General features: G+C 62.3%; 19 protein-coding genes. 10 read left to right on the forward strand and 9 right to left on the reverse strand.

Going from position 1 to position 21,760, the window contains the following annotated elements; genetic code table 11:
* Nucleotides 1-2: 2 nt before the first annotated feature.
* The 6 genes from dapD to DNK89_RS02240 all read left to right on the forward strand — a co-directional run bounded on the left by dapD (nucleotide 3) and on the right by DNK89_RS02240 (nucleotide 7,481).
* Nucleotides 3-836, forward strand: coding sequence for a 2,3,4,5-tetrahydropyridine-2,6-dicarboxylate N-succinyltransferase (gene dapD, locus DNK89_RS02215; RefSeq protein WP_060987303.1), 834 nt, complete (start codon nucleotides 3-5; stop codon nucleotides 834-836).
* 68 nt (nucleotides 837-904) lie between these two features.
* A complete protein-coding gene (locus tag DNK89_RS02220; RefSeq protein ID WP_060987304.1) occupies nucleotides 905-2,068 on the forward strand; it encodes a PilT/PilU family type 4a pilus ATPase in 1,164 nt (387 codons plus the stop codon).
* Nucleotides 2,069-2,232: 164 nt separating this feature from the next.
* The gene (dapE, locus tag DNK89_RS02225; RefSeq protein WP_110958722.1) at nucleotides 2,233-3,414 is read left to right on the forward strand and encodes a succinyl-diaminopimelate desuccinylase; all 1,182 of its coding nucleotides are present in this window, start codon (nucleotides 2,233-2,235) and stop codon (nucleotides 3,412-3,414) included.
* Nucleotides 3,411-4,286: a 50S ribosomal protein L3 N(5)-glutamine methyltransferase gene (gene prmB / locus DNK89_RS02230; RefSeq protein ID WP_110958723.1), complete on the forward strand. Its 876-nt coding sequence runs from the start codon at nucleotides 3,411-3,413 to the stop codon at nucleotides 4,284-4,286. The genes dapE and prmB overlap by 4 nt, the downstream gene beginning before the upstream one ends.
* A gap of 15 nt (nucleotides 4,287-4,301) precedes the next feature.
* A complete protein-coding gene (locus tag DNK89_RS02235; protein WP_110958724.1) occupies nucleotides 4,302-5,375 on the forward strand; it encodes an acyltransferase in 1,074 nt (357 codons plus the stop codon).
* Nucleotides 5,376-5,438: 63 nt separating this feature from the next.
* The gene (locus DNK89_RS02240) at nucleotides 5,439-7,481 is read left to right on the forward strand and encodes an ABC-F family ATP-binding cassette domain-containing protein (protein WP_110958725.1); all 2,043 of its coding nucleotides are present in this window, start codon (nucleotides 5,439-5,441) and stop codon (nucleotides 7,479-7,481) included.
* Nucleotides 7,482-7,972: 491 nt separating this feature from the next.
* Here DNK89_RS02240 and phbB read toward each other — a convergent pair whose 3' ends face one another.
* From phbB to DNK89_RS02260, 4 genes are all read right to left on the reverse strand, one after another.
* A complete protein-coding gene (gene phbB / locus DNK89_RS02245) occupies nucleotides 7,973-8,710 on the reverse strand; it encodes an acetoacetyl-CoA reductase (protein WP_056062618.1) in 738 nt (245 codons plus the stop codon).
* Nucleotides 8,711-8,966: 256 nt separating this feature from the next.
* Nucleotides 8,967-9,749, reverse strand: a complete 783-nt coding sequence (locus DNK89_RS02250) for an EAL domain-containing protein (RefSeq protein ID WP_110959160.1) — start codon at nucleotides 9,747-9,749, stop codon at nucleotides 8,967-8,969.
* A 265-nt stretch (nucleotides 9,750-10,014) separates the two neighbouring features.
* Nucleotides 10,015-11,193, reverse strand: a complete 1,179-nt coding sequence (locus DNK89_RS02255) for an acetyl-CoA C-acetyltransferase (protein ID WP_110958726.1) — start codon at nucleotides 11,191-11,193, stop codon at nucleotides 10,015-10,017.
* 70 nt (nucleotides 11,194-11,263) lie between these two features.
* On the reverse strand, nucleotides 11,264-12,964 hold the full coding sequence (locus DNK89_RS02260; protein WP_110958727.1) for an alpha/beta hydrolase: 1,701 nt from the start codon (nucleotides 12,962-12,964) through the stop codon (nucleotides 11,264-11,266).
* A 122-nt stretch (nucleotides 12,965-13,086) separates the two neighbouring features.
* On the opposite strand from DNK89_RS02260, the gene DNK89_RS02265 reads away from it, so the two are divergent.
* Nucleotides 13,087-13,428: a hypothetical protein gene (locus tag DNK89_RS02265; protein ID WP_110959161.1), complete on the forward strand. Its 342-nt coding sequence runs from the start codon at nucleotides 13,087-13,089 to the stop codon at nucleotides 13,426-13,428.
* On the opposite strand, the gene DNK89_RS02270 is transcribed toward DNK89_RS02265, so the two are convergent.
* From DNK89_RS02270 to DNK89_RS02280, 3 genes are all read right to left on the reverse strand, one after another.
* Nucleotides 13,348-14,253 (reverse strand): polyphenol oxidase family protein, encoded by a 906-nt coding sequence (locus DNK89_RS02270; protein ID WP_110958728.1) that lies wholly within the window; start codon nucleotides 14,251-14,253, stop codon nucleotides 13,348-13,350. The genes DNK89_RS02265 and DNK89_RS02270 overlap by 81 nt on opposite strands.
* Nucleotides 14,250-14,918 carry a maleylacetoacetate isomerase gene (gene maiA, locus DNK89_RS02275; RefSeq protein ID WP_110958729.1) on the reverse strand — a complete coding sequence of 223 codons (669 nt, stop codon included), beginning with the start codon at nucleotides 14,916-14,918 and terminating at the stop codon, nucleotides 14,250-14,252. The genes DNK89_RS02270 and maiA overlap by 4 nt, the downstream gene beginning before the upstream one ends.
* Before the next feature lie 103 nt (nucleotides 14,919-15,021).
* Nucleotides 15,022-15,477: a MarR family winged helix-turn-helix transcriptional regulator gene (locus tag DNK89_RS02280; RefSeq protein ID WP_043566498.1), complete on the reverse strand. Its 456-nt coding sequence runs from the start codon at nucleotides 15,475-15,477 to the stop codon at nucleotides 15,022-15,024.
* A gap of 121 nt (nucleotides 15,478-15,598) precedes the next feature.
* Between DNK89_RS02280 and DNK89_RS02285 the strand changes: the two genes are divergently transcribed.
* From DNK89_RS02285 to DNK89_RS02295, 3 genes are all read left to right on the forward strand, one after another.
* Entirely contained in the window at nucleotides 15,599-16,294 is a 696-nt protein-coding gene (locus tag DNK89_RS02285; RefSeq protein WP_110958730.1) for a fumarylacetoacetate hydrolase family protein, read from the forward strand.
* A 113-nt stretch (nucleotides 16,295-16,407) separates the two neighbouring features.
* Nucleotides 16,408-16,959: an NUDIX hydrolase gene (locus DNK89_RS02290; RefSeq protein ID WP_015014179.1), complete on the forward strand. Its 552-nt coding sequence runs from the start codon at nucleotides 16,408-16,410 to the stop codon at nucleotides 16,957-16,959.
* A gap of 8 nt (nucleotides 16,960-16,967) precedes the next feature.
* Nucleotides 16,968-17,201, forward strand: coding sequence for a DUF1737 domain-containing protein (locus tag DNK89_RS02295; protein ID WP_110958731.1), 234 nt, complete (start codon nucleotides 16,968-16,970; stop codon nucleotides 17,199-17,201).
* 57 nt (nucleotides 17,202-17,258) lie between these two features.
* Here DNK89_RS02295 and DNK89_RS02300 read toward each other — a convergent pair whose 3' ends face one another.
* Nucleotides 17,259-19,553: a transglycosylase domain-containing protein gene (locus tag DNK89_RS02300; RefSeq protein ID WP_110958732.1), complete on the reverse strand. Its 2,295-nt coding sequence runs from the start codon at nucleotides 19,551-19,553 to the stop codon at nucleotides 17,259-17,261.
* A gap of 118 nt (nucleotides 19,554-19,671) precedes the next feature.
* Entirely contained in the window at nucleotides 19,672-21,759 is a 2,088-nt protein-coding gene (ligA, locus tag DNK89_RS02305; protein WP_110958733.1) for an NAD-dependent DNA ligase LigA, read from the reverse strand.
* Nucleotide 21,760 lies beyond the last annotated feature (1 nt).

The raw sequence follows: 21,760 nt of genomic DNA on the forward strand, positions 1-21,760 counted from the left end.
ACATGACCCAACAACTCCAAACCCTCATCGACAACGCCTGGGAAAACCGCGCCAGCCTCTCGCCCGCCGCCGCCCCCAAGGAGATCCAGGACGCCGTCGAGCACGTGATTGCCGAGCTGAACAACGGCAAGCTGCGTGTCGCCACCCGCGAAGGCGTGGGCCAGTGGACCGTGCACCAGTGGATCAAGAAGGCCGTGCTGCTGTCCTTCCGCCTGAAGGACAACGAAGTCGTCAAGGCTGGTGACCTGGGCTTTTACGACAAGGTACAGACCAAGTTTGCCCATCTGTCCGAAGAAGAAATGAAGGCCACCGGCGTGCGCGTGGTGCCGCCTGCTGTGGCCCGCCGTGGCAGCTTCATCGCCAAGGGCGCGATCCTGATGCCCTCGTACGTGAACATCGGCGCCTACGTGGGCGAAGGCACCATGGTCGACACCTGGGCCACCGTGGGCTCGTGCGCACAGATCGGCGCGGGCGTGCACTTGTCCGGCGGCGTGGGCATTGGCGGCGTGCTGGAGCCTCTGCAGGCCGGCCCCACCATCATTGAAGACAACTGCTTCATCGGTGCCCGTTCCGAGGTCGTCGAAGGCGTGGTGGTGGAAGAGAATTCCGTGCTGGGCATGGGCGTGTACCTGGGCCAGAGCACCCCGATCTTCAACCGCGCCACCGGCGAAATCAGCTATGGCCGCGTGCCTTCGGGCTCGGTGGTGGTAAGCGGCAACCTGCCCAAGACCGCCGCCAACGGCGCACCTTACAGCATGTACGCTGCCATCATCGTCAAGCAGGTGGACGCGCAAACTCGCTCCAAGACCAGCATCAACGACCTGCTGCGCGACTGATTGCGCTGCATGAGCGCGGCCTGATGGGCCGCCTTGCCGACAGAGACTGACAACAAGAGGGAAACACCATGAGCACGATGGAACGAATTCTTCGCCTGATGGCAGAGAAAAAGGCCTCCGACGTCTATCTGTCGGCCAACGCCCCCGCGCTGATCAAGATCAACGGCGAGTGCGTGCCCATCAACAACCAGATCCTGCCGCCCGACGCACCGCGCAACCTGCTGTCTGAAGTGGTCCCCCCGGACCGCATCGAAGAGCTGGAAGAAACCGGCGAACTCAACATGGGTGTGCCGCTCAGCGGTGTAGGGCGCTTCCGGGTCAGCGCCATGCGCCAGCGCGGCAGCTACGCGGTCGTGATCCGCTTCATCTCGCAGCAGATCCCCGAGTTCGACACCTTGGGTCTGCCCCCGGTGATGCGCGAGCTCATCATGGAAAAGCGCGGCCTCATCCTGATGGTGGGCGCTACGGGCTCTGGCAAGAGCACCTCGCTGGCGTCGATGATCGACACCCGCAACGAGGCGCTGACAGGCCACATCCTCACCATCGAGGACCCGGTCGAGTACCAGTTCAAGAACAAGAAGTCCATCGTCAACCAGCGCGAAATCGGCAGCGATACCCAGTCCCTGCAAACCGCCCTGAAGAACGCGCTGCGCCAGGCGCCCGACGTGATCCTGATCGGCGAAATCCGCGATCGCGAAACCATGTCGGCCGCCATTGCGTACGCGCAGTCGGGCCACCTGTGCCTGGCCACGCTGCACGGCAACAACAGCTACCACGCGCTCAACCGTATCCTGAGCTTCTACCCGGTCGAGGTGCGCCCCACCATGCTGGGCGACCTGGCATCGGCCCTCAAGGCCGTGGTGTCGCAGCGCCTGGTGCGCAAGACCGACGGCGGTCGGGTGCCTGCGGTCGAGGTCATGCTCAACACCAAGCTGGTGTCCGATCTCATCGAAAAAGGCGACTTCTCGGGCGTGCGCGAAGCCATGGAGAAATCCATGGCCGAAGGATCGCAGACCTTCGAAGAAGCGCTGGCCCGCCTCATCATGGACGCGCAGATCGACCGCAAGGAAGGCATGGCCTATGCCGATTCGCCCACCAACCTGATGTGGCGCCTGCAAAACGACTTTTCCCTGGCTGCCAATGCCGCCAAGGCCCAGAAAGAAGCACGCGATGCCCCCGACGATACACCGTCGTTCACCGAGATCGTGCTGGACGTTAAGCCGGCGGCATGATGTGACGCCGCACGAAGCGGCCTGCGGAACCCTTCCTCAAGGGGACGCCGTGCTCGGTGCCGAGCGTCTCTCGCACGGCGGCCCTTGCCCGGGCTGCGTCGTGTCGCTCCCCGTCTCCATGATCGCAGCGTGGCTGCGTGTCTCCATTTCCTGATTCTCATCCCATGTCCCGAACCCTGCACCTGGCCGAACAGCTCATCTCTCTGCCTTCCATCACACCGGAGGACGCCGGTTGCCTGGACCTGCTGGCCGAGCGGCTCGCCCCGCTCGGGTTTGTGTGCGAACGCCTGGACAGTGGCCCCGCCGACTTCCGCGTCAGCAATTTGTGGGCAAAGCGGCCAGTAGCGCAGGTGAATCATGCCTCAGCAGCTATCAAAACCGTAGTATTCGCGGGGCACACCGATGTCGTCCCCGCCGGTCCATTGGCCCAATGGAGCAGCGACCCGTTCGTGCCCACCCACAAGGACGGCAAGCTCTATGGCCGGGGTGCCAGCGACATGAAGACGTCTATTGCCGCCTTCGTGGTTGCAGTGGAAGAGTTCCTGGCCGCCACGCCGGCCCCGCTGATCGAGCTGGCATTTCTGCTGACCAGCGACGAGGAAGGTCCCTCCGTCGATGGCACCAAGGTCGTGGTGGAACAGCTCAAGGCGCGCGGCGAAAAACTCGATTACTGCATCGTGGGCGAACCCACCTCCGTCGAGAAAACCGGAGACATGATCAAGAACGGACGGCGCGGCACCCTGAGCGGCAAGCTCAGCGTGCGTGGTATCCAAGGCCACATTGCCTATCCGCAGCTGGCCCGCAACCCCATCCACCAGGCCCTGCCCGCGCTGACAGAGTTGGCATCCACTGTGTGGGACAACGGCAATGCATTCTTTCCGCCCACCAGCTGGCAAATCAGCAACATGCATGGCGGCACGGGCGCGACCAACGTGATCCCCGGGGAAGTGGTGATCGACTTCAATTTCCGCTTTTCGACCGAATCGACGGCAGAGGGCCTGCAGCAGCGCGTGCACGCCGTGCTCGACCGCCATGGCCTGGAATACGACCTGCGTTGGACGCTCGGCGGCCAGCCCTTCCTTACGACGCCCGGCGAGCTGGTGGGTGCTGTGCAGCAGGCCATCGCGACCGAGACAGGCATCACCACGGAACTGTCCACCACCGGAGGCACCAGCGACGGCCGTTTCATTGCGCAGATCTGCCCCCAGGTGATCGAACTGGGCCCCCCCAACGCCACGATCCACAAGATCGACGAGCATGTGGTGGTGGCCGATATCGAGCCGCTCAAGAACATTTACCGCCGCACGCTGGAGAATCTGAATGCAGCGGCAAGGGCTGGCGCATGAGCACCGTTCTGGAACTGATTGAGTCCGTCGCTGCTCGCCTGGATGCAGCCAAGGTAGCTTTTGGGCATGGCACCACCAACGCCTTCGATGAAGCAGCCTGGCTGGTGCTTTGGGCTCTGGGCCTGCCGCTGGATGAGCTTGACAGTGTTGAAGCCGTGCTCGTCACGGGTGAGCAGCGTGACGAAGTAGAGGCGCTTCTGAACGAACGAATCGCTACGCGCAAACCCGTTGCTTACCTCACCAATGAAGCCTGGCTCCAGGGCGTGCCCTTTTATGTGGACGAACGCGCCATCGTGCCTCGCAGCTTCATTGCTGAGCTGCTGGTGGACGGCAGCGTGGACGATTTCCTGAGCGACCGCACACGCCGGGTGCTGGATTTGTGCACGGGCAACGGCAGCCTGGCTGTGCTGGGGGCCATGGCCTGGCCCGAAGTCGAAGTGACCGGTGCCGACATCTCGGCCGACGCCCTGGCCGTGGCCCGCATCAACGTGGACAAACACGGTCTGCAGGACCGCATCACCTTGCAGTTGTCCGATGGACTGAGCGCCCTGCCCGGCCCTTGGGACCTGATTCTGTGCAACCCGCCCTATGTCAATGCCGACAGCATGGCCGCGCTGCCCAGCGAATACCGGGCTGAGCCCGAACTGGCTTTGGCGGGTGGCAAGGATGGCATGGACTTTGTGCGCCAGTTGTTTGCCGCAGCCCCCGACTGTATGACTGAGGACGCCGTCATCATTCTGGAGATCGGCAACGAGCGGGCGTACTTTGAGGCGGCATTTCCGCAACTACCGGTTTTCTGGTTGGAAACCAGTGCGGGAGAAGACCAGGTTTTGCTGGTAACGCGATCAGCGCTCATCGCAACCCCAATGTAGTGAGAATAGTTACAGATGGCACTCTTTTCTTTAAAAGAAAACTTTTCAGCACTCTGGAATAATGAACGACAAAATAATATCGACCTGCTCCGAGCAATCGCTGTTATCTCCGTTTTTATCCACCACGCACAACATGCATATGGTGGAAATTTCCCTTTTCTAGGTGACTACGGAGGGCAATTTGGACCTCAACTATTCTTTTTAATCAGCGGCTACCTAATTAGCGCAAGCTGCCAGAAACATTCGCTTCGCGACTATGCAATTCATCGAATTTTTAGAATTATGCCAGCATATCTGGCATTTTTCATAATAATTGGAATTATCACAAATACAGTCAATCTGCGCAGCATTCTTGAATTCCCTTGGCGTTTTTTTGCCAACCTGATTCTGTTACAGCAGCTATTTCCATCTGCGCTACTGACGTTCGATGTGCTACATGTAACATGGACACTAACAGTAGAAGTAATTTGGTATGTGTTAGCCCCCTTGCTTTTTTGGAAACAGCCTAAACTGCGTTTTTCCATTGTTTTTCTAAGCATATTTATTTCTACAGTATGGTCTCTTTTGGCAAGCCTGCGCCTCCTCGATGGACTATATCCGGAAATTATCAAATCCAATCCAGGATACTCTTATTTATTCATTGGAAATAATTTTCTTTCTCAATTTTGTTTTTTTGTTTTCGGAGCATGGCTCCAATCTCAGAAAAATGCACTATCCCAATGGAATCCATTAGCAGCATTGACATTTTTTTTGTTGATATTCATATTAAAACCTTATTACATGATTTTCAATCCGATCTTTATAACAGGTATCGGATTGACGTTTTTAATGCTGGGCGCCATCAATAGCGCCCCCATCAAAAATAGATTTATCTTTCTTATTTCCGAAACCTCATACTCAATATACTTATGTCACTTCCCAATAATTCTTTGGGTGCGCCATGGGATGGGGTTAGAGTCTGTGCAAGGCGTATTGGTTTCCATTCTTCTCACAATGACAGTCTCGGCAATAAGTTACCTGTGCATCGAGAAACCAGGCATGCGCCTAGGGCGTCGAATCGCTGAAAATCACCATCGTTCTCTGGCGTAAAAAATTTACTTAATTACGCTATCAAATAACGCAGTCCCGGGTGCTTAATTTACCCAAATAGTTATGATCACCCTCAAAAACGTTACCCTGCGCCGAGGCACGAAAGTCGTGCTCGACAGCGTGTCCACAACCATCAACCCTGGCGAAAACGTCGGGCTTGTGGGGCGCAATGGCGCAGGCAAATCCAGCCTGTTTGCGCTGCTCAGTGGCAAGCTGCACGAAGACGGCGGAGACTTTCACATCCCGTCGAGCTGGCGCATGGCCGAGGTCGCACAGAATATGCCCGAGACCGATCAATCCGCCACCAACTTTGTGCTGGAAGGCGACACGCGTCTGGCCGAGGTGCAGCGCCGGCTGGCCGAGGCTGAAGCCAGCGACGATGGCATGGCCATTGCCCATGCGTATTCCGACCTACACGATGCTGGCGCCCACGATGCCGTGGCCCGCGCCCAGGCGCTTATACTGGGGTTGGGTTTTCGGGTGAGCGAACTCGACCAGCCCGTCAACAGCTTTTCGGGTGGCTGGCGCATGCGCCTGCAATTGGCACGTGCGCTGATGTGCCCCAGCGATTTGCTGCTGCTGGACGAGCCTACCAACCACTTGGATCTGGATGCGCTTGTCTGGCTCGAAGCCTGGCTCAAGCGCTATGCAGGCACCATGATCGTGATCAGCCACGACCGCGAGTTTTTGGACGCGATAACCAACGTCACCCTGCAAATCCAGCAAGGCGAATTGAACCGCTACGGTGGTAACTACAGCAAGTTCGAAGAACTGCGCGCCCAGCAACTGGAGTTGCAGCAAGCCAGCTTTGCCAAACAGCAGGAAAAGATGGCGCATCTGCAGAAGTTCATCGACCGCTTCAAGGCCAAAGCCAGCAAGGCCAAGCAGGCGCAAAGCCGTGTCAAGCAACTTGAACGCATGGAGAAAATCGGACCTGTGCTGGCCGAGGCCGAATTCACTTTCGAGTTCAAGGAGCCAGCCAACCTGCCCAATCCGATGCTTGCCATCAGCGATGCGTCGTTTGGCTATGTGGACGAAGAAGGTACGCCCACCACCATTCTCTCGGGCGTCAACCGATCCGTGCTGGCTGAGCAGCGCATCGGTATTCTGGGTGCCAACGGACAGGGCAAGTCCACGCTGGTCAAGACCATTGCGCGCACCATGAAGCCGCTCGCGGGCAGCATCACGGAGGGCAAGGGGCTGAACATCGGGTACTTTGCGCAGCAAGAGCTCGATGTGCTGCGCCCCAGTGAAAACCCGCTGGAGCACATGATCCGTCTGGCCAAGGAGCTAGGGCCGGATGCCAAACAGCCGAGCCGTGAGCAGGATCTGCGCAGCTACCTGGGCAGCTTCAACTTCACCGGCGATATGGTCAAACAGGCCGTGGGCACCATGAGCGGTGGTGAAAAGGCGCGCCTGGTTCTGGCCATGATCGTCTGGCAGCGCCCCAACCTGCTGCTGCTCGACGAGCCTACCAACCACCTGGACTTGGCCACCCGCGAGGCGTTGGCCATGGCGCTCAACGACTTCGACGGCACCGTCATGCTGGTCAGCCACGACCGTGCACTGCTGCGCTCGGTGTGCGAGGACTTCTGGATGGTGGGCCGGGGCGTGGTCGGCCCGTTCGACGGAGACCTCGACGACTACCAGCGGTACCTGCTTGAAGAATCCAAGCGCCTGCGCGAAGAAGCACGGCTGGCCGAGCAGGCACAACAACAGGCCTCACAGGCTCCTGTTGCAGCCCCAGCCGTCGCACAGCCAACGTTGGCACCTTCTTCCGTGGCTGCGCCCCCACCTGCGCCCTCTTCCACCCCAGCACGCGACGGACGAGAGCAACGCAAGCTGGATGCCCAGACCCGTCAACAACTGGCCGAAAAGACCCGCCCGCTCAAAAAAGAGCTGGAGCAGATCGACAAGCGCCTGGCGGCCTTGAGTGCAGAACGCACCGCATTGGAGCAAAAACTGACGGAAACCCTGCCTCCCGCAGAGATCGCCGAATGCGGCCGACGCCTGAAAGCCGGGAGCGACGAAACGGAAAAACTGGAGGAGCGCTGGCTGGAAATTTCTTCTGCGCTCGAAGAAATTTCAGCGGCTTCTGTGGGATGAAGGTGTAAAGTCCTGTAAGTTTCTGCTGGAATTTTCAGGAATTTACCAAGCCATATATGAATGTATAGCTATAAAAAATGTAGCTATTTTTTGGACCAATCTACAGACTATTGCGGTTGCATTTTTTTGCGAAAGGCTGTCAACGAACCATGGACGGGCCGCGTTGTTGGTACATCACAGGAGTTTTCCACCATGAATACCACCGCAATCTTGTCCGCTTGGCCCGAAGACGAACGCGATCGCAAGCGCGCTCCCGCCCGCTTCTGAAGGCGCTGCAGCCCAGCCTCTGTTGTGCATAACGATGCCGCCGCGCAGCACATAACAAGCATAAACCGTACCAGAACAGGAAAAATGCAGGGGCCTACATAAACTCCGCATTTTTCAGACGGCCCTAGCAAGGTCAGATCCATCGATCGGCAGTCCTTGCAAAGCCCAACAAAAAACCCCGCGAAAGCGGGGTTTTTTGTTGGCTCAAGAGAAATGTGCCACTCTCAGCCCATGTGCAGGCCACCATTGACCGAGAAGTCTGCACCCGTGGCGTACCCGCCCTCTTCCGAGGCCAGCCAGGCGATGATCGAGGCAATTTCGCTCGGTTCGCCCAGGCGCTTGACCGGGACGGTGGCAACGATCTTCTCCAGCACATCCGGGCGGATCGCCTTGACCATGTCTGTGCCGATGTAGCCGGGGCTGACGGTGTTGACGGTGACACCCTTGGTGGCCAACTCTTGCGCCAGGGCCATCGAGAACCCGTGCATGCCCGCCTTGGCTGCGGAATAGTTGGTTTGACCTGCCTGGCCTTTTTCGCCGTTGACCGAACTGATGTTGATGATGCGACCCCAGCCTTTTTCCACCATGTCCGACACCACTTGTTTGGTGACGTTGAACATGCTGTTGAGATTGGTTTCGATCACGGCGTCCCAGTCTTCGCGGGACATCTTGAGGAACATGCGGTCGCGCGTGATGCCGGCGTTGTTCACCAGCACGTCGATGGTGCCGTGCTCTGCCTTGGTCTTGCCGAAGGCCTCCACGGTGGAATCCCAATCACCCACGTTACCGACGGATGCATAAAAGGTGTAGCCCAGTGCCTTTTGCTCGGCCAGCCACTTGGCGTGGTCCCGTGTCGGGCCGCAACCAGCGATGACCTTGAAACCTTCCTTGTGCAGGCGCTGGCAAATGGCGGTACCGATGCCTCCCATGCCACCGGTGACATACGCGACTTTCTGGCTCATGTGATTTCTCCTTGTTAGTGATTGGCTCAGGACCCACTCTACCGAAGAAATTGGGCGCTGCCGTGAAGGAAAACACTGAAGCCCTTTCCTTTTTGACATATCCGCATGCGTCACACCATTGACGCAAGACAAGCTTAACGATGGGTCACAGGAATGGTGCCTTCAGATGCACCAAAACCAGGCAGTCACAAAGCGTCTATTGAATGTTGTGCAGAAGAAAGACGCCCCCCGGAGGGAGCCGCTAGTGAGTAGGCGACTAGGCGTGCCGTGGCGCCAGCGGCAAGGATTCCCACCCCGGTTTGGCGAACAGATAGCCTTGCTGGTAGCGGACGCCCAGCGATCTAAGGTAGGCCGACTCTGCTGGGGTCTCAATGCCCTCGGCCACTATGTCGATGGACAAACGCTGGCATACCAGCACGATGCCGCACACAATCGCCTGACGCACCGGGTCCTGGTCGATGTTGCGAATCAGCTCCATGTCGATCTTGAGCACATGGGGCTGGAATTGAACCAACATGTTCAGCCCCGCATAGCCCGCACCAAAGTCGTCGATGGCCGTGATGAGGCCCTGGCGCCGGTATTCATTGAAGATGGACTTGAGGTGGGCGCCGCTGGTGACCTGCTCGCCCTCGGTCACCTCGAACATGATGCGGCTGTGCGGAAAGTCGAACTCCTCAGCCGCTTCCATGGTGGCGCGGATGCATGTCTCGGGTCGGTACACCGCATTGGGCAGAAAATTGATGCTCAGTCGGCAGTCTGGCAAGCTCGCCAGCCCAAGGCGCGACGCGAGTTCAATCGCCTTGACGCGGCAGGCTTGGTCAAACCGGTAGCGGTTGGTGTCATCCACCCACGACAGCACCGTCCCGGCCGACTCGCCCTCCACACCGCGTACCAGCGCTTCGTAGGCGAACGGACGATCCAACTCCAGATCCATGATGGGCTGGAACGCCATCGTGAAGTCGAACGGAAGCTGCGTCTTGTCACGACAGGATTGGCAGCCCATGGGTTCGAAGGGTTGGGCAAAAATGGTCACTGTCATGGCCAAACATGGTAACGCATCATTACAAACTTGCGGTCTGATGGTGCCGGTGCAGGGACAGCGTTTTTCGAGGCGCGCCGGTCTGGATCTGAGGGTGGTGATTCAGAGAAGGCTCTCTTAGACGCGATACAACACCCTCTGTAATTGGCTGCTAGAAACAACCAACAAAAAAAGGCCGCATGGACATGCGGCCTTTTGAGGCGGGGGTAGGTGGCACCTTCGATCAATGCATCGTCGGAACTACTCAGCTATCCCAAGCTGACGCTTAACGCTCAACCGCTAGCGACACGCCCATGCCGCCACCGATGCACAGCGCGGCCAGGCCCTTCTTGGCGTCACGGCGCTGCATTTCGTGCAGCAGCGTGACCAGAATGCGGCAGCCCGACGCGCCGATGGGGTGGCCGATGGCGATGGCGCCTCCGTTCACGTTGACCTTGGCGGGGTCAATGGCCAGTTCCTTGTTCACAGCGCAGGCCTGTGCGGCGAAGGCTTCGTTCAGCTCGAACAGGTCCACATCGGCGGCGTTCCAGCCTGCGCGCTGCAAGGCCTTGCGCGAGGCCGGCACGGGGCCCATGCCCATGGTGGCAGGGTCCAGGCCGCTGGTGCCAAAAGCGGCGATGCGCGCCAGGGGCTTGAGGCCAAGGGCCGCTGCCTTCTTGGCGCTCATCACCACCACAGCGGCGGCGCCATCGTTCAGGCCCGATGCGTTGCCCGCCGTCACGCTGCCCGCCTTGTCGAAAGCGGGGCGCAGGCCGGCCAGGGCTTCGGCATTGGTCTTGCGGTTGAGGTATTCGTCGGTGTTGAAGAGGATCGGGTCGCCCTTCTTTTGCGCCAGGCTCACACCGACGATTTCATCGACGAACTTGCCGGCATCCTGCGCTGCAGCGGCCTTTTGCTGGCTGGCCAAAGCCAGTGCGTCTTGCATGTCGCGGGTGATGCCGTACTGCTTGGCCACGTTTTCTGCCGTGATGCCCATGTGGTACTGGTTGTACACGTCCCACAGGCCGTCCACGATCATGGTGTCCACCAGCTTCCAGTCGCCCATGCGCTGACCGTCGCGCGAGTTGGGCAGCACGTGCGGCGCCAGGCTCATGCTTTCCTGGCCACCAGCCACGACGATCTCGCTGTCACCCCAGGCCACGGCCTGGGCGGCGAGCATCACGGCCTTGAGGCCGGAGCCGCACACCGCATTGATGGTGAGTGCGGGGGTTTCCTTGGCCACGCCTGCTTTCATCGAAGCCTGGCGCGCTGGGTTCTGGCCCACGCCCGCTGCCAGCACCTGGCCCATGATGACTTCGCCAATCTGGTCGGACGAGAGGCCTGCGCGGGCGATGGCTTCGCGGATCACGATGGCGCCGAGGTCGGCCGCGGGCGTCTTGGCCAGCGAGCCACCAAACTTGCCCACAGGGGTGCGAGTGGCCGAAACGATGACGATGTCTTCCATGGAATGTCCTTGTAGTGGTGAGTGGTGGTTCAGTGATTCTCGCAGCGACAAAAGTCAGGACTTTTGCGTATCAGGCTTTCTGCTTGACGTAGCGGCCGGGCGCGGGCTCGATGGCCTTGAATTTGGTGCCTTTGCCATAGGCCTTGGGCGCTGCAATCTGTTTGCCCGCATGGCTCTTGAGCCAGCCCGACCAGTCGGTCCACCAGCTGCCGGGGTGCTCGGTAGCGCCGTCCAGCCATTGGTCGAGCGTGCCGGGAAACTTGCCGTCGGCGCGAATCCAGTGGCTGCGCTTGCCCTTGGCGGGTGGATTGATCACGCCAGCAATGTGGCCTGACGCGCCCATCACAAAACGCTTCTTGCCTGGCAGCACCTGGGTGGACGCATAAGCGGCCGTGGCGGGAACGATGTGGTCTTCGCGCGAGCCATAGATGTAGACCGGCAAATCGAGATTGCCCAGGTCCAGCTTTTCGCCGCACACCGTGAGCTTGCCTGGTTTGACTAGGTTGTTCTCCAGATAAAAATTGCGCAGGTACCAGGCGTAGAACGGGCCGGGCAGGTTGGTGCTGTCGCTGTTCCAGTACAGCAGGTCAAACGGCGGCGGCGTTTCGCCCTTGAGGTAGTTGCCCACCACGTAGTTCCAGACCAGATCGTTGGGGCGCAAGAAGCTGAAGGTGGACGCCAGGTCCTGTCCCTTCATCAACCCGCCATGGCCCATCTGCATCTCGCGGAACTTGACGAAGGCCTCGTCGATGAACACATCGAGGATGCCGGTGTCGCTGAAGTCGATCAGCGTGGTAAGAAAGGTGGCACTGGCCACGGGCTCGTCGCCACGCGCCGCCAGCACAGCCAGCGCGTTGCTGAGGATGGTGCCCCCCACGCAAAAACCCAGCGCGTTGATCTGCTCGGCGCCGGTGATGTTCTGCACCACGTCAATGGCGGCCATGGCGCCGTCTTCCACGTAGTCGTCCCAGGTCTTGTGGGCCAGGCTGTCGTCGGGGTTGCGCCAGCTCACCACAAAGGTGCGGTGGCCTTGTTCGACGGCGTAGCGGATCAGCGAGTTTTCGGGCTGCAGGTCGAGGATGTAGAACTTGTTGATGCAGGGCGGCACCAGCAAAAACGGCCGCTCGTACACCTTGGCCGTGAGGGGCTTGTATTCGAGCAGCTGGAACAGTTCGTTCTCGTACACCACCGCGCCTTCGGTGGTGGCCACATTGCGGCCCACCTCGAACAGGCTTTCGTCGGTCATCGACACATGGCCCTGCGTGATGTCGTGCAGCAGGTTCTGCATGCCCTTGGCAATGCTCTCGCCCTTGGTTTCGATGGCTTTCTTCTGCGCTTCGGCATTGAAGGCGAGGAAGTTGCTGGGCGCCATGGCGGCCATCCACTGCTCCACGCCAAAGCGGATGCGGGCCTTGGTTTTTTCGTCGGCCTCGACCGCCTCGGCCAGGCCCATCAGCGTGCGGGCGTTGAGCAGGTAGGCAGCCGCAGAAAACGCCGCCACCGGGTTGCTGGCCCAGCCTTCGCCAGCAAAACGCTTGTCTTTGACCTCCGGGGTGCCCTGCAGGCCCTGGGCCCACAGCTCCTGCGCTTCCTTGAGGTATTGCTGCTGCAATGCCTGCAGCTTGGTCTGCGACAGCTTCAGGGGCGCTGCGGCAGGTACCTGCGCCCCCAGGTCCAGTTTCTGAAACGATTGCAGCGCCTGCGACCAGCTTTGCCCGAAAATCTGCTGGAACTGCTGGGCGCTCTCGGCCCAGGGTGATTCAGAAGTCATGCTCATTCCTCAATGGTTGGTCGCTCGCAGCGGCTGGGGCCTGATTTTTGTTTCGCGGGTTCATTGTTGCCCACCCCATGGGGCATGGCAACGAATTCAACGCTTTCAGTGCACACAAATCAATGTACCTCATCGTCATCGCCTGGACCTACGTCACGCTCATGATGGCGGTGGCCGAGGCCACCAGTCCACAGGGCACTGTGCTGGGCGCCGTCATCACGTTCGCGTTGTATGGCCTGCTGCCCATGGGCATTCTGGTCTACATCCTGGGCACGCCGTCGCGCAAGCGCAAGATCAAGGCGCGAGAGGCGGCCGAACAGGCCGCGTATGACGCGGAACAGGCCGCAGCTCTCATGGCCGATGCGGGTGCCGAACCCGCAACGTCAGCCGCGCCAGATGCAGGCGGCAAAACGCCCGCTGCCGCCGAAGGCAGCGCTGTCGCGGCGGTGCGAAAAGAACCGTGAGACCTGCGTGACGGTACACCACGGTGCGGTGCTGTCATTGCCGTAGATGGCGGTGATGCCCATGGCTTGCAGACGCAACCGGGCCAGCCCTGCCAGATCGCACAGGTACTTGCCCGGAGCATCGGGCCGGGCTACAAAGCACCGAGCAGCCGCAGGGCCCAGGGCACCCGGGGCGTCGCAGAACGCGGCACGCACCTCCGCCCCGACCTCGAAAGCTGTGGGGCCGATGCAGGGGCCCAACCAGGCCAGCGTGTGGGCAGCAAGCTCTGAAGTGACCAGAGAGGCTGGCGCCGACGCTCCGTTTTTGATAGCTACCGAGGCATGACGCACTAGCGCTTCATGGCAAAAATGCTTGAAAACCGATTCCAGCACGCCCTGCCCCGCGTGCCCGGCCAGTCCGCGCCAGCCGGCGTGGGCCGCAGCCACCACCAGGCCTGAGCGGTGCGCCAGCAACACGGGCAAGCAGTCGGCCACCATGATGGTGCAGACGGCGCCGGGTGCGCTGGCCACGCAGGCGTCAGCTTCTGTCCCGTCGGGGGTACCTACATCGAGCAGCGCCACGCCATCGCCATGCACCTGGTTCAAGAACACTGCACGCGCGCCCGGGGTGGTGGATTGCAAGGCGGACTGCACGATCTGCCGGTTGGCGGCCACCGCCTGTGGATCGTCGCCCACATGGGCGCCCAGGTTCAACTCGTCGTACGGTGCGTGGCTCACTCCGCCCGCGCGCGCGGTGCACAGCGCATGCACACCGGGCGGTGCAGGCCAGTCGGGTACCAGCCAGTCTGCGTGCTGGCCCTGTACCGACGATGCCACAGCCGTCACGCTTCGTTGTCCGGGCAGGCCGAGGGCTGCGCCTGCTGGAACGCGGGCAGTGCCATGCAGGCATCGAACGCGCTCATGGTGCGCGGCAGGCCATCCAGGCTGACCTTGAAGCGCTGGGCATTGAAGATCTGCGGCACCAAGCAGCAGTCGGCCAGTGTGGGCGTGTCGCCCCAGCACAGCACCGAGGGCGCCATGCCCTGCGCAGCGCGCTCTTGCGCCAGCAGGTCAAGCTGCCGCTCAAACGCCTCCAGCCCACTGCGCACCCAGTGGTGGTACCAGGCGTTCTTGGCATCCTCGTCCACCTTCAGTTCATGTACCAGGTACTTGAGCACACGCAGGTTGTTGATGGGGTGGATTTCGCACGCCACCATCTGGGCCAGTGCGCGCACCCGGGCCCGCGCCAACGGGGTGGCGGGGAGCAAGGCAGGCGTGGGATGGGTTTCGTCCAGGTATTCGATGATGGCCATGGACTGCGACAGCGCCGTGCCGCCATCGGTCACCAGCGTGGGCACCAGCGCGTCCCCGATGCGACCCGCGTAATCGGGCGCCCTGTGCTCGCCCTTGACCAGATGCACGGGCATGTAGTCGTAGGGCAGGCCCTTAAGCTGCAGCGCAATGCGCACGCGGAACGAGGCAGAGGAGCGGAAGTAGTTGTAGAGCTGCATGGCGGAGCGGTGCCTGGAGTCGGTCAAACAAGAAATTAAGCCCGTGCGGCATGGCGCCGACAGACCAGAGAAAGAGTGCGCCCGGCGGCCAAGGGCATCCCCGTCAGGCGCCCGAGGTGCCCGCCGGATCCTGGTGGTTGTAGACGACTTTGGAGAGCAGCACCATCAGGTCGGCGCTTTCCTGGGCGGTGAGCGGTGCCGTGAGGCGTTCCTGCACGCGCTGGGCGGCGTCGCGCATCTGCAGGGCGGCCACTTCGCCTTCGGGCGTGATCCACAGCAGCTTGCGGCGGCGGTCGCGGGTGTCGGGCTCGCGGCGGATCCATCCGCGCTTTTCCAGGCGCCCGATCACCGAGCCGGACGTGGCCGCATCGAACGCCACGCGGGCGGCCAGGGTGACCTGGTCCTCGCCCGGCTGGGCCAGCAGCTCGTGCAGGATGGCGAACTGCACCGGCGTCACGTCAAATCCGGCCGTCTCTTCCATGAAAAGTGCCACGGTCCGCTGGTGGGCGCGGCGCACCAGGTGGCCCGGCGTGTTGTGGAAATCGAAGCTCTTTGCCATGGGCGCGAGTGTAGCGCCCCCCAGCAGAGGGCCTGCGCCCATGGCACACTGCCACACTGCGGCGCGCACGGTACTGCGCGCGGTTTTTTGACAGCATTCCCAGAACCATTGAAAGGCAGACATGAGCTACGTGTTTCCTCCAGCCCCCGTGGTCAGCGTGCCCGTGGTGGGCAGCGGCGAACGGTTTCCGGTACATCGCATTTACTGCGTGGGCCGCAACTACGAAGAACACGCCAAGGAGATGGGCTTCACCGGCCGTGAGCCACCCTTCTTCTTCCTCAAGCCTGCGGATGCCATCGTGGTCGTCAACGCAGGCGAAACCGGGCAGCTGCCCTACCCCAGCCTCACGGCCAACCTGCACCACGAGATCGAGCTGGTGGTGGCCATTGGCAAGGGCGGCAAGAACATCCAGGCTGCTGACGCTTTCAGCCACATTTTTGGCTACGCCGTGGGCCTCGACATGACCCGCCGCGACCTGCAGAACGACATGAAGAAGCAGGGCCGCCCCTGGTGCATCGGCAAGGGCTTTGACGCCAGCGCGCCCATCGGCCCCATCACCCCGGCAGCGCAGGCAGGTGACGTGGCCAACGCGCCCATCTGGCTGCAGGTCAACGGCGCAGACCGCCAGCGCAGCACCGTGACCCAGCTGATCTGGAACATTGCCGAGACCATCGAGCACCTGTCGGCCGCGTGGGAGCTGCAGCCCGGCGACCTGATCTATACCGGCACCCCCGAAGGTGTGGGCGCCGTGGTGCGTGGCGATACGCTCGAAGGCGGCGTGGGCGGCCTCACGCCTTTGCGCCTGACCGTGGTCTGAGCACCACCGGGCGGCCCTGCCGCCCGGCCAGGCGAACGCAATGCTACGATTTTCATAGCTGGTAGCGCATATTGCACTAGCGCTACCAGCCCATTTGACCCTCAAACCCCTGCATGACCTACCGCAGCCCCATCAAACATTGCCGCGCCTGTGGCACCGCCGTGGTGTACCGCCTGCCGGACGACGGCGACACCAAGCAGCGCGCAGTGTGCCCCGCCTGCAACACGGTGCACTACGAAAACCCACTCAATGTGGTGGGCACGGTGCCTGCGCTGCCCGATGGCCGCATCCTGCTGTGCAAACGCAATATCGAACCCCGGTGGGGCAAATGGACGCTGCCCGCAGGCTTCATGGAACTGGACGAAACGACGGCCCAGGGCGCTGCGCGCGAGACCGATGAGGAAGCCGGTGCGCAGATCGAGATCGGCCCCCTGTTTAGCCTGCTGAACGTGCGCCGCGTGGGCCAGGTGCACCTGTTCTACCGCGCCACGCTGCTGAGCGACCAGTTCAACCCGGGCTACGAAACCATCGAGGCCCGGCTGTTTGCTGAAGACGAGGTACCCTGGGACGAGTTGGCGTTCCGCACCGTCAAGGAAACGCTAGAGTGCTACTTTGCCGACCGGAAGGCAGGCACCATGGGCATGCACTTCATCGACATCGAATAGGCGCCACCATGACGGTTGCCACCTCCACCGCATCGCTTGCCTCTACCCCCCAGGCCAGCACACCACCCGATGGCCTGCCCGCCTACCGCCTGCTCACGGGCCCCGATGACGCCAGCTTCTGCCGCCGCGTGAGCGACGCTCTGGCGCTGGGCTATCGGCTGTATGGCTCTCCGGCGGCCACCTTCAACGGGCAGACCGTGATCGTTGCTCAGGCCATCGTGTGGCCGGGCGTGGTGGACTGACAAGGGCCTGGTCGCCGGACGTCATCCGGCGGCGTGCAAAACCCGCGCTACGCCCACTCATTCGCCCCCCACCCGCTCCTCTGCGGGCACCGGTGGCGACACCGAGCCCGGTTGGTCGGTAGTGACCGGCGGCAAACCGCCCGCACCCGCAGGCCGGGGCGGCATGCCGGGCACCGGGGCCTGCTGCGGGTCGGTACGGAACAGCCCCCGGATCCAGTCGCGCATGGTGCTGAGCGAGCTGTCGGGCGGTGGCGGTGGGCTGGTGTCAAACTCGTCCACAAACCGGTCGTTGCCGTCGATCACCTTGTTGCGGATGGCCTGCTGCATGAACTCGCCCACCATGGGCAACGCACTGCGCGCGCCCTGCCCCCAGTAGTCGCTGCGCAGCGTGATGCGCCCGTCGTTGAAGCCGGCCCATGCGCCTGCCACCACACGGGTGTGCATCAGGATGAACCAGCCATCGGTGTTGTCTTGTGTGGTGCCGGTCTTGCCCGCCACGTCGGCCTGGATGCCATACCGCGTGCGGATGGCCGTGGCCGTGCCCCGGTCCACGGCACCGCGCATGGTGTTGCGCAGGGTCTGGGCAGCCCGGGGCTGGAAGACCTCTTCCGGCACAGGCTTGGCAAAGGTCTCCAGTACCTTGCCGTGGCGGTCTTCGATGCTGGTGATGAGCACGGGCTCCACATAGCGGCCCAGGTTCACAATGCTGCTGTAGGCCGAGATCATCTCCTTGAGCGTGACCGGGCTGGTGCCCAGCGCGAGGGACGGAACCTCCTCCAGCTTGGACTGCCGCACGCCCAGGGCGCGTGCCACTTCGGCCACGCGGGCCGGGCCCACCTGCTGCATCACCTGCGCGGTGATGGTGTTCTTGGACAGCGCGAGGCCATCGGCCAGCGTCATGGGCTGGTCGCTGGGCGGGCCGCCATCGGTGGGACGCCAGACGCGGCCGCCGCCCAGCGGGATTTCGACGGCGGTATCCATCAACGTGTCTTGGGGCGTGGCACCGTTGGCAAACGCAGCGCCATACACAAACGGCTTGAAGGTAGAGCCCGGCTGGCGGCGCGCTGCCTGCACGTGGTCAAACGGGTCTTGCGCAAAGTCGCGGCTGCCCACCCAGGCCAGCACATGGCCGGTGACCGGGTCTTGCGCCAGAAAGCCCGCCTGCACACGCGTTTTTTCGGCGCGCAGCTTGGCCATGAAGGAGGCGTCATCCATCAGCGCCTTCAGGGCGTCGTCAGGGGTGTCGCCCTTGTCCACGGCCGCGCGGTATTCGGCGCTCTCGCGCACCAGGGTCTGCACCAGCTCGTTCTTGGGGCCCCAGCCGTTGCGCTGCGACCAGGCCGTGTCCGCCACGCCTTGCAATTGGCGGCCCTGCCGTGCCACCGCCTGGTTGGCATAGGCCTGCAGGCGCGAGTCGATGGTGGTGCGGATCACCAGGCCGTCCGAATACAGGCTGTAGCCCTTGCTGTCGGCCCAGTCGATGAGCTGCTTGCGCAGCTGGATCGCAAAGTGCGGCGCCGGGCCCATCACCTCCGTCTGGCGTTCAAAGTTGATGCGCAGGGGGCGTTTTTGCAGTGTCTCGAACTGCTTGGCATCGAGCTTGCCCCGCTTGACCATCTGCGACAGCACCGTGTTGCGGCGGGCTTGCGCGCGCTCGGGGTTGAGCACCGGGTTGTAGTAGGCCGTGCCCTTGAGCATGCCAATCAGCGTGGCGCTCTCCAGCACATTGAGCTTGTCGGCCGACTTGTCGAAATAGGTGCGCGCGGCCATCTCGATGCCGTAGGCGTTGTAGAGAAACGGCACGGTGTTGAGGTAGGTCTCCAGGATTTCGTCCTTGGAATACGACGCCTCGATCTTGAGGGCGGTGATCGCCTCCTTGAGCTTGCGCGTGAGCGTGCGCGAGCGCCCGATTTCCTCCGGGAACAGGTTGCGCGCCAGTTGCTGGGTGATGGTGGAGCCGCCCTGCGGGTCGCCGCGCAGCGTCAGCACGACCGACGACGCCGTGCGCCGCCAGTCCAGCCCGAAGTGCTTGTAAAAGCGGTGGTCCTCGGTCGCTATCAGCGCATCAATCACGCTGGGCGAGATCTGGTTCAGCTCCACCCACTCGCGGTTGGCCCAGCGGTATTCGGCCAGCAGCTTGCCGTCGGCCGACATGAGCTGCGCCGGCAGCTCGCTCTTGGCCTTGCGGATGTCGCTGATACCGGGGGTGAAAGGCACGAGCGCCAGCGTGAACACCAGCAGCGCAGCGGGCACCGCCACCACCGTCCACAACAGCAGGCGCCGCACGGGCCGGGGAACCCAGGCCAACAGGCCCGCCATGCGGGCCCGGAAAGAAAGCAGCCACTTGTGCATCAATGAATCGCCGGGAAATAAGGGGTCGCTTCAGGACCGCCCCACCAGGGGCCGGTCAGGAAGGAAAAAGGGGATGGAGAACGCAAAAGCAGAGTCGGGCATGGTGCACCGTGCTCCGTCAGACACCTTGGCCTGACAACAGTTCCAGCATGCCGGCTTCGTCCAGCACGGGCACGCCCAGTTCCTGGGCCTTGACCAGCTTGCTGCCGGCTTCTTCGCCCGCCACCACGTAACTGGTCTTCTTACTGACGGAGCCGGCCACCTTGGCGCCTGCGGCTTCGAGCATGTCCTTGGCCGCGTCGCGGCTCAGGGTGGGCAAGGTACCGGTCAGCACCACCGTCTTGCCCGCCAGGATCTGCGGGGCACGCTCGGCCACCGGGCCTTCGGGCCAGGTCACGCCGCAGGCACGCAGCTGCTCGACCACTTCGCGGTTGTGCGGCTGTTCAAAGAAGGTGCGGATGGCCTTGGCCACGATGGGGCCCACGTCGTTGACGGCCAGCAGCTGCTCTTCCGTCGCATCCATGATGGCGTCGAGCACTCCAAAATGCCGCGCCAGGTCCTTGGCCGTGGCCTCGCCCACATGGCGGATGCCCAGGGCAAACAAGAAGCGCGGCAGCGTGGTCTGCTTGGATTTTTCGAGCGCCGCCAGCACGTTCTGGGCCGATTTCTCGGCCATGCGCTCCAGCGCAATCAGCGAGGTCAGGCCCAGTCGGTACAGGTCGGGCAGTGTGCGGATCACGTTGGCATCCACCAGCTGGTCCACCAGCTTGTCGCCCAGGCCCTCGATGTCCATGGCGCGGCGTGCGGCAAAGTGCAGGATCGCCTCCTTGCGCTGCGCGGCGCAGAACAGGCCGCCGGTGCAGCGGTGGTTGGCCTCGCCCTTTTCGCGCACCACGGCGCTGCCGCACACAGGGCAGGCTGTGGGCATGCGGAAGTTGGGCACATAGCCCGACCTTTGCCCGGGCATCACACCCACCACCTCGGGGATCACATCGCCCGCACGGCGCACGATGACGGTGTCACCCACGCGCACGCCCTTCTTGCGGATCTCGAACAGGTTGTGCAGCGTGGCGTTGGTCACGGTGACCCCGCCCACAAACACCGGCGCCAAGCGTGCCACAGGCGTGATCTTGCCGGTGCGGCCCACCTGCACGTCGATGCCTTCGATCTTGGTGGCCATCTCCTGCGCCGGGTACTTGTGCGCCACGGCCCAGCGCGGTTCGCGGGTCTTGAAGCCCAGGTCGCGCTGCAGCTGCAGGGAGTTGACCTTGTAGACGACGCCGTCGATGTCGTACGGCAGCGCATCCCGGCTCGCGCCCACTTGTTGGTGAAATGCTACCAATTCAGTAGCACCTACCGCAATCTGTACCTGCGCTGCGACCGGAAATCCCCAAGATTTCAGCGTCTGCAGCATCTCGTAGTGCGTGCGAAACACCGGCCCGCCCTCGGCAGGCGGCGTGATCGCGCCCAGGCCGTAGGCAAAAAAACTCAGGGGCCGCTGGGCGGTGATGTTGGAGTCGAGCTGGCGCACAGCGCCTGCGGCGGCATTGCGCGGGTTCACAAAGGTCTTGCCGCCCTGCTCCCGCTGGCGCTCGTTGAGGGCGTCGAAGTCAGCACGGCGCATGTAGACCTCGCCACGCACCTCTAGCAGCGGCGGCACGCCTTCTGGCAAGGTCAGCGGGATCTGGCGGATCGTGCGAATGTTGTGGGTCACTTCCTCGCCCACCTCGCCATCGCCCCGCGTGGCAGCCTGCACCAGGCGGCCGTTTTCGTAGCGCAGGCTCATGGCCAGCCCGTCGAACTTGGGCTCGGCCACGTATTCGATGGCAGGGTCGGCATCACTCAGGCCCAGCTCGCGCCGCACGCGCGCATCAAACGCCTGGGCGCCCGTGGCTTCGGTGTCGGTTTCGGTGTGGATGCTGAGCATGGGCACCGTGTGGCGCACGGGGGCCAGGCCCTCCATCACCGCACCAATCACGCGCTGCGTGGGCGAATCGGGGGTGACCAGATCGGGGTGCGCGGCTTCGAGCGCCTGCAGCTCGCGGAACACGCGGTCGTATTCGGCGTCGGGCACGGTGGGCTCGTCCAGCACGTAGTACTGGTGGGCCCACTGGTTGAGCTGGTCCCGCAGTGCTTTGATTTTGATAGCTGGCTGCGCTTGATCCACGGGCGCTGGGGCCGAAAAAAAATCCAAACTCTCGGTCATG

The organism is Acidovorax sp. ST3, assembly GCF_003231145.1.
Classification (GTDB): domain Bacteria; phylum Pseudomonadota; class Gammaproteobacteria; order Burkholderiales; family Burkholderiaceae_C; genus Acidovorax.

Excerpts from the sequence above, each read along its gene's own strand:
- DNK89_RS02260 (WP_110958727.1), bottom strand. The coding sequence starts at position 12,964 with ATGACTTCTGAATCACCCTGGGCCGAGAGCGCCCAGCAGTTCCAGCAG.
- DNK89_RS02255 (WP_110958726.1), bottom strand. The coding sequence starts at position 11,193 with ATGGAAGACATCGTCATCGTTTCGGCCACTCGCACCCCTGTGGGCAAG.
- DNK89_RS02290 (WP_015014179.1), top strand. The coding sequence starts at position 16,408 with ATGACCTACCGCAGCCCCATCAAACATTGCCGCGCCTGTGGCACCGCC.
- ligA (WP_110958733.1), bottom strand. The coding sequence starts at position 21,759 with ATGACCGAGAGTTTGGATTTTTTTTCGGCCCCAGCGCCCGTGGATCAA.
- DNK89_RS02265 (WP_110959161.1), top strand. The coding sequence starts at position 13,087 with ATGTACCTCATCGTCATCGCCTGGACCTACGTCACGCTCATGATGGCG.
- DNK89_RS02250 (WP_110959160.1), bottom strand. The coding sequence starts at position 9,749 with ATGACAGTGACCATTTTTGCCCAACCCTTCGAACCCATGGGCTGCCAA.
- prmB (WP_110958723.1), top strand. The coding sequence starts at position 3,411 with ATGAGCACCGTTCTGGAACTGATTGAGTCCGTCGCTGCTCGCCTGGAT.
- dapD (WP_060987303.1), top strand. The coding sequence starts at position 3 with ATGACCCAACAACTCCAAACCCTCATCGACAACGCCTGGGAAAACCGC.
- DNK89_RS02300 (WP_110958732.1), bottom strand. The coding sequence starts at position 19,553 with ATGCACAAGTGGCTGCTTTCTTTCCGGGCCCGCATGGCGGGCCTGTTG.
- maiA (WP_110958729.1), bottom strand. The coding sequence starts at position 14,918 with ATGCAGCTCTACAACTACTTCCGCTCCTCTGCCTCGTTCCGCGTGCGC.
- dapE (WP_110958722.1), top strand. The coding sequence starts at position 2,233 with ATGTCCCGAACCCTGCACCTGGCCGAACAGCTCATCTCTCTGCCTTCC.
- phbB (WP_056062618.1), bottom strand. The coding sequence starts at position 8,710 with ATGAGCCAGAAAGTCGCGTATGTCACCGGTGGCATGGGAGGCATCGGT.
- DNK89_RS02240 (WP_110958725.1), top strand. The coding sequence starts at position 5,439 with ATGATCACCCTCAAAAACGTTACCCTGCGCCGAGGCACGAAAGTCGTG.
- DNK89_RS02280 (WP_043566498.1), bottom strand. The coding sequence starts at position 15,477 with ATGGCAAAGAGCTTCGATTTCCACAACACGCCGGGCCACCTGGTGCGC.
- DNK89_RS02285 (WP_110958730.1), top strand. The coding sequence starts at position 15,599 with ATGAGCTACGTGTTTCCTCCAGCCCCCGTGGTCAGCGTGCCCGTGGTG.
- DNK89_RS02295 (WP_110958731.1), top strand. The coding sequence starts at position 16,968 with ATGACGGTTGCCACCTCCACCGCATCGCTTGCCTCTACCCCCCAGGCC.
- DNK89_RS02220 (WP_060987304.1), top strand. The coding sequence starts at position 905 with ATGAGCACGATGGAACGAATTCTTCGCCTGATGGCAGAGAAAAAGGCC.
- DNK89_RS02235 (WP_110958724.1), top strand. The coding sequence starts at position 4,302 with ATGGCACTCTTTTCTTTAAAAGAAAACTTTTCAGCACTCTGGAATAAT.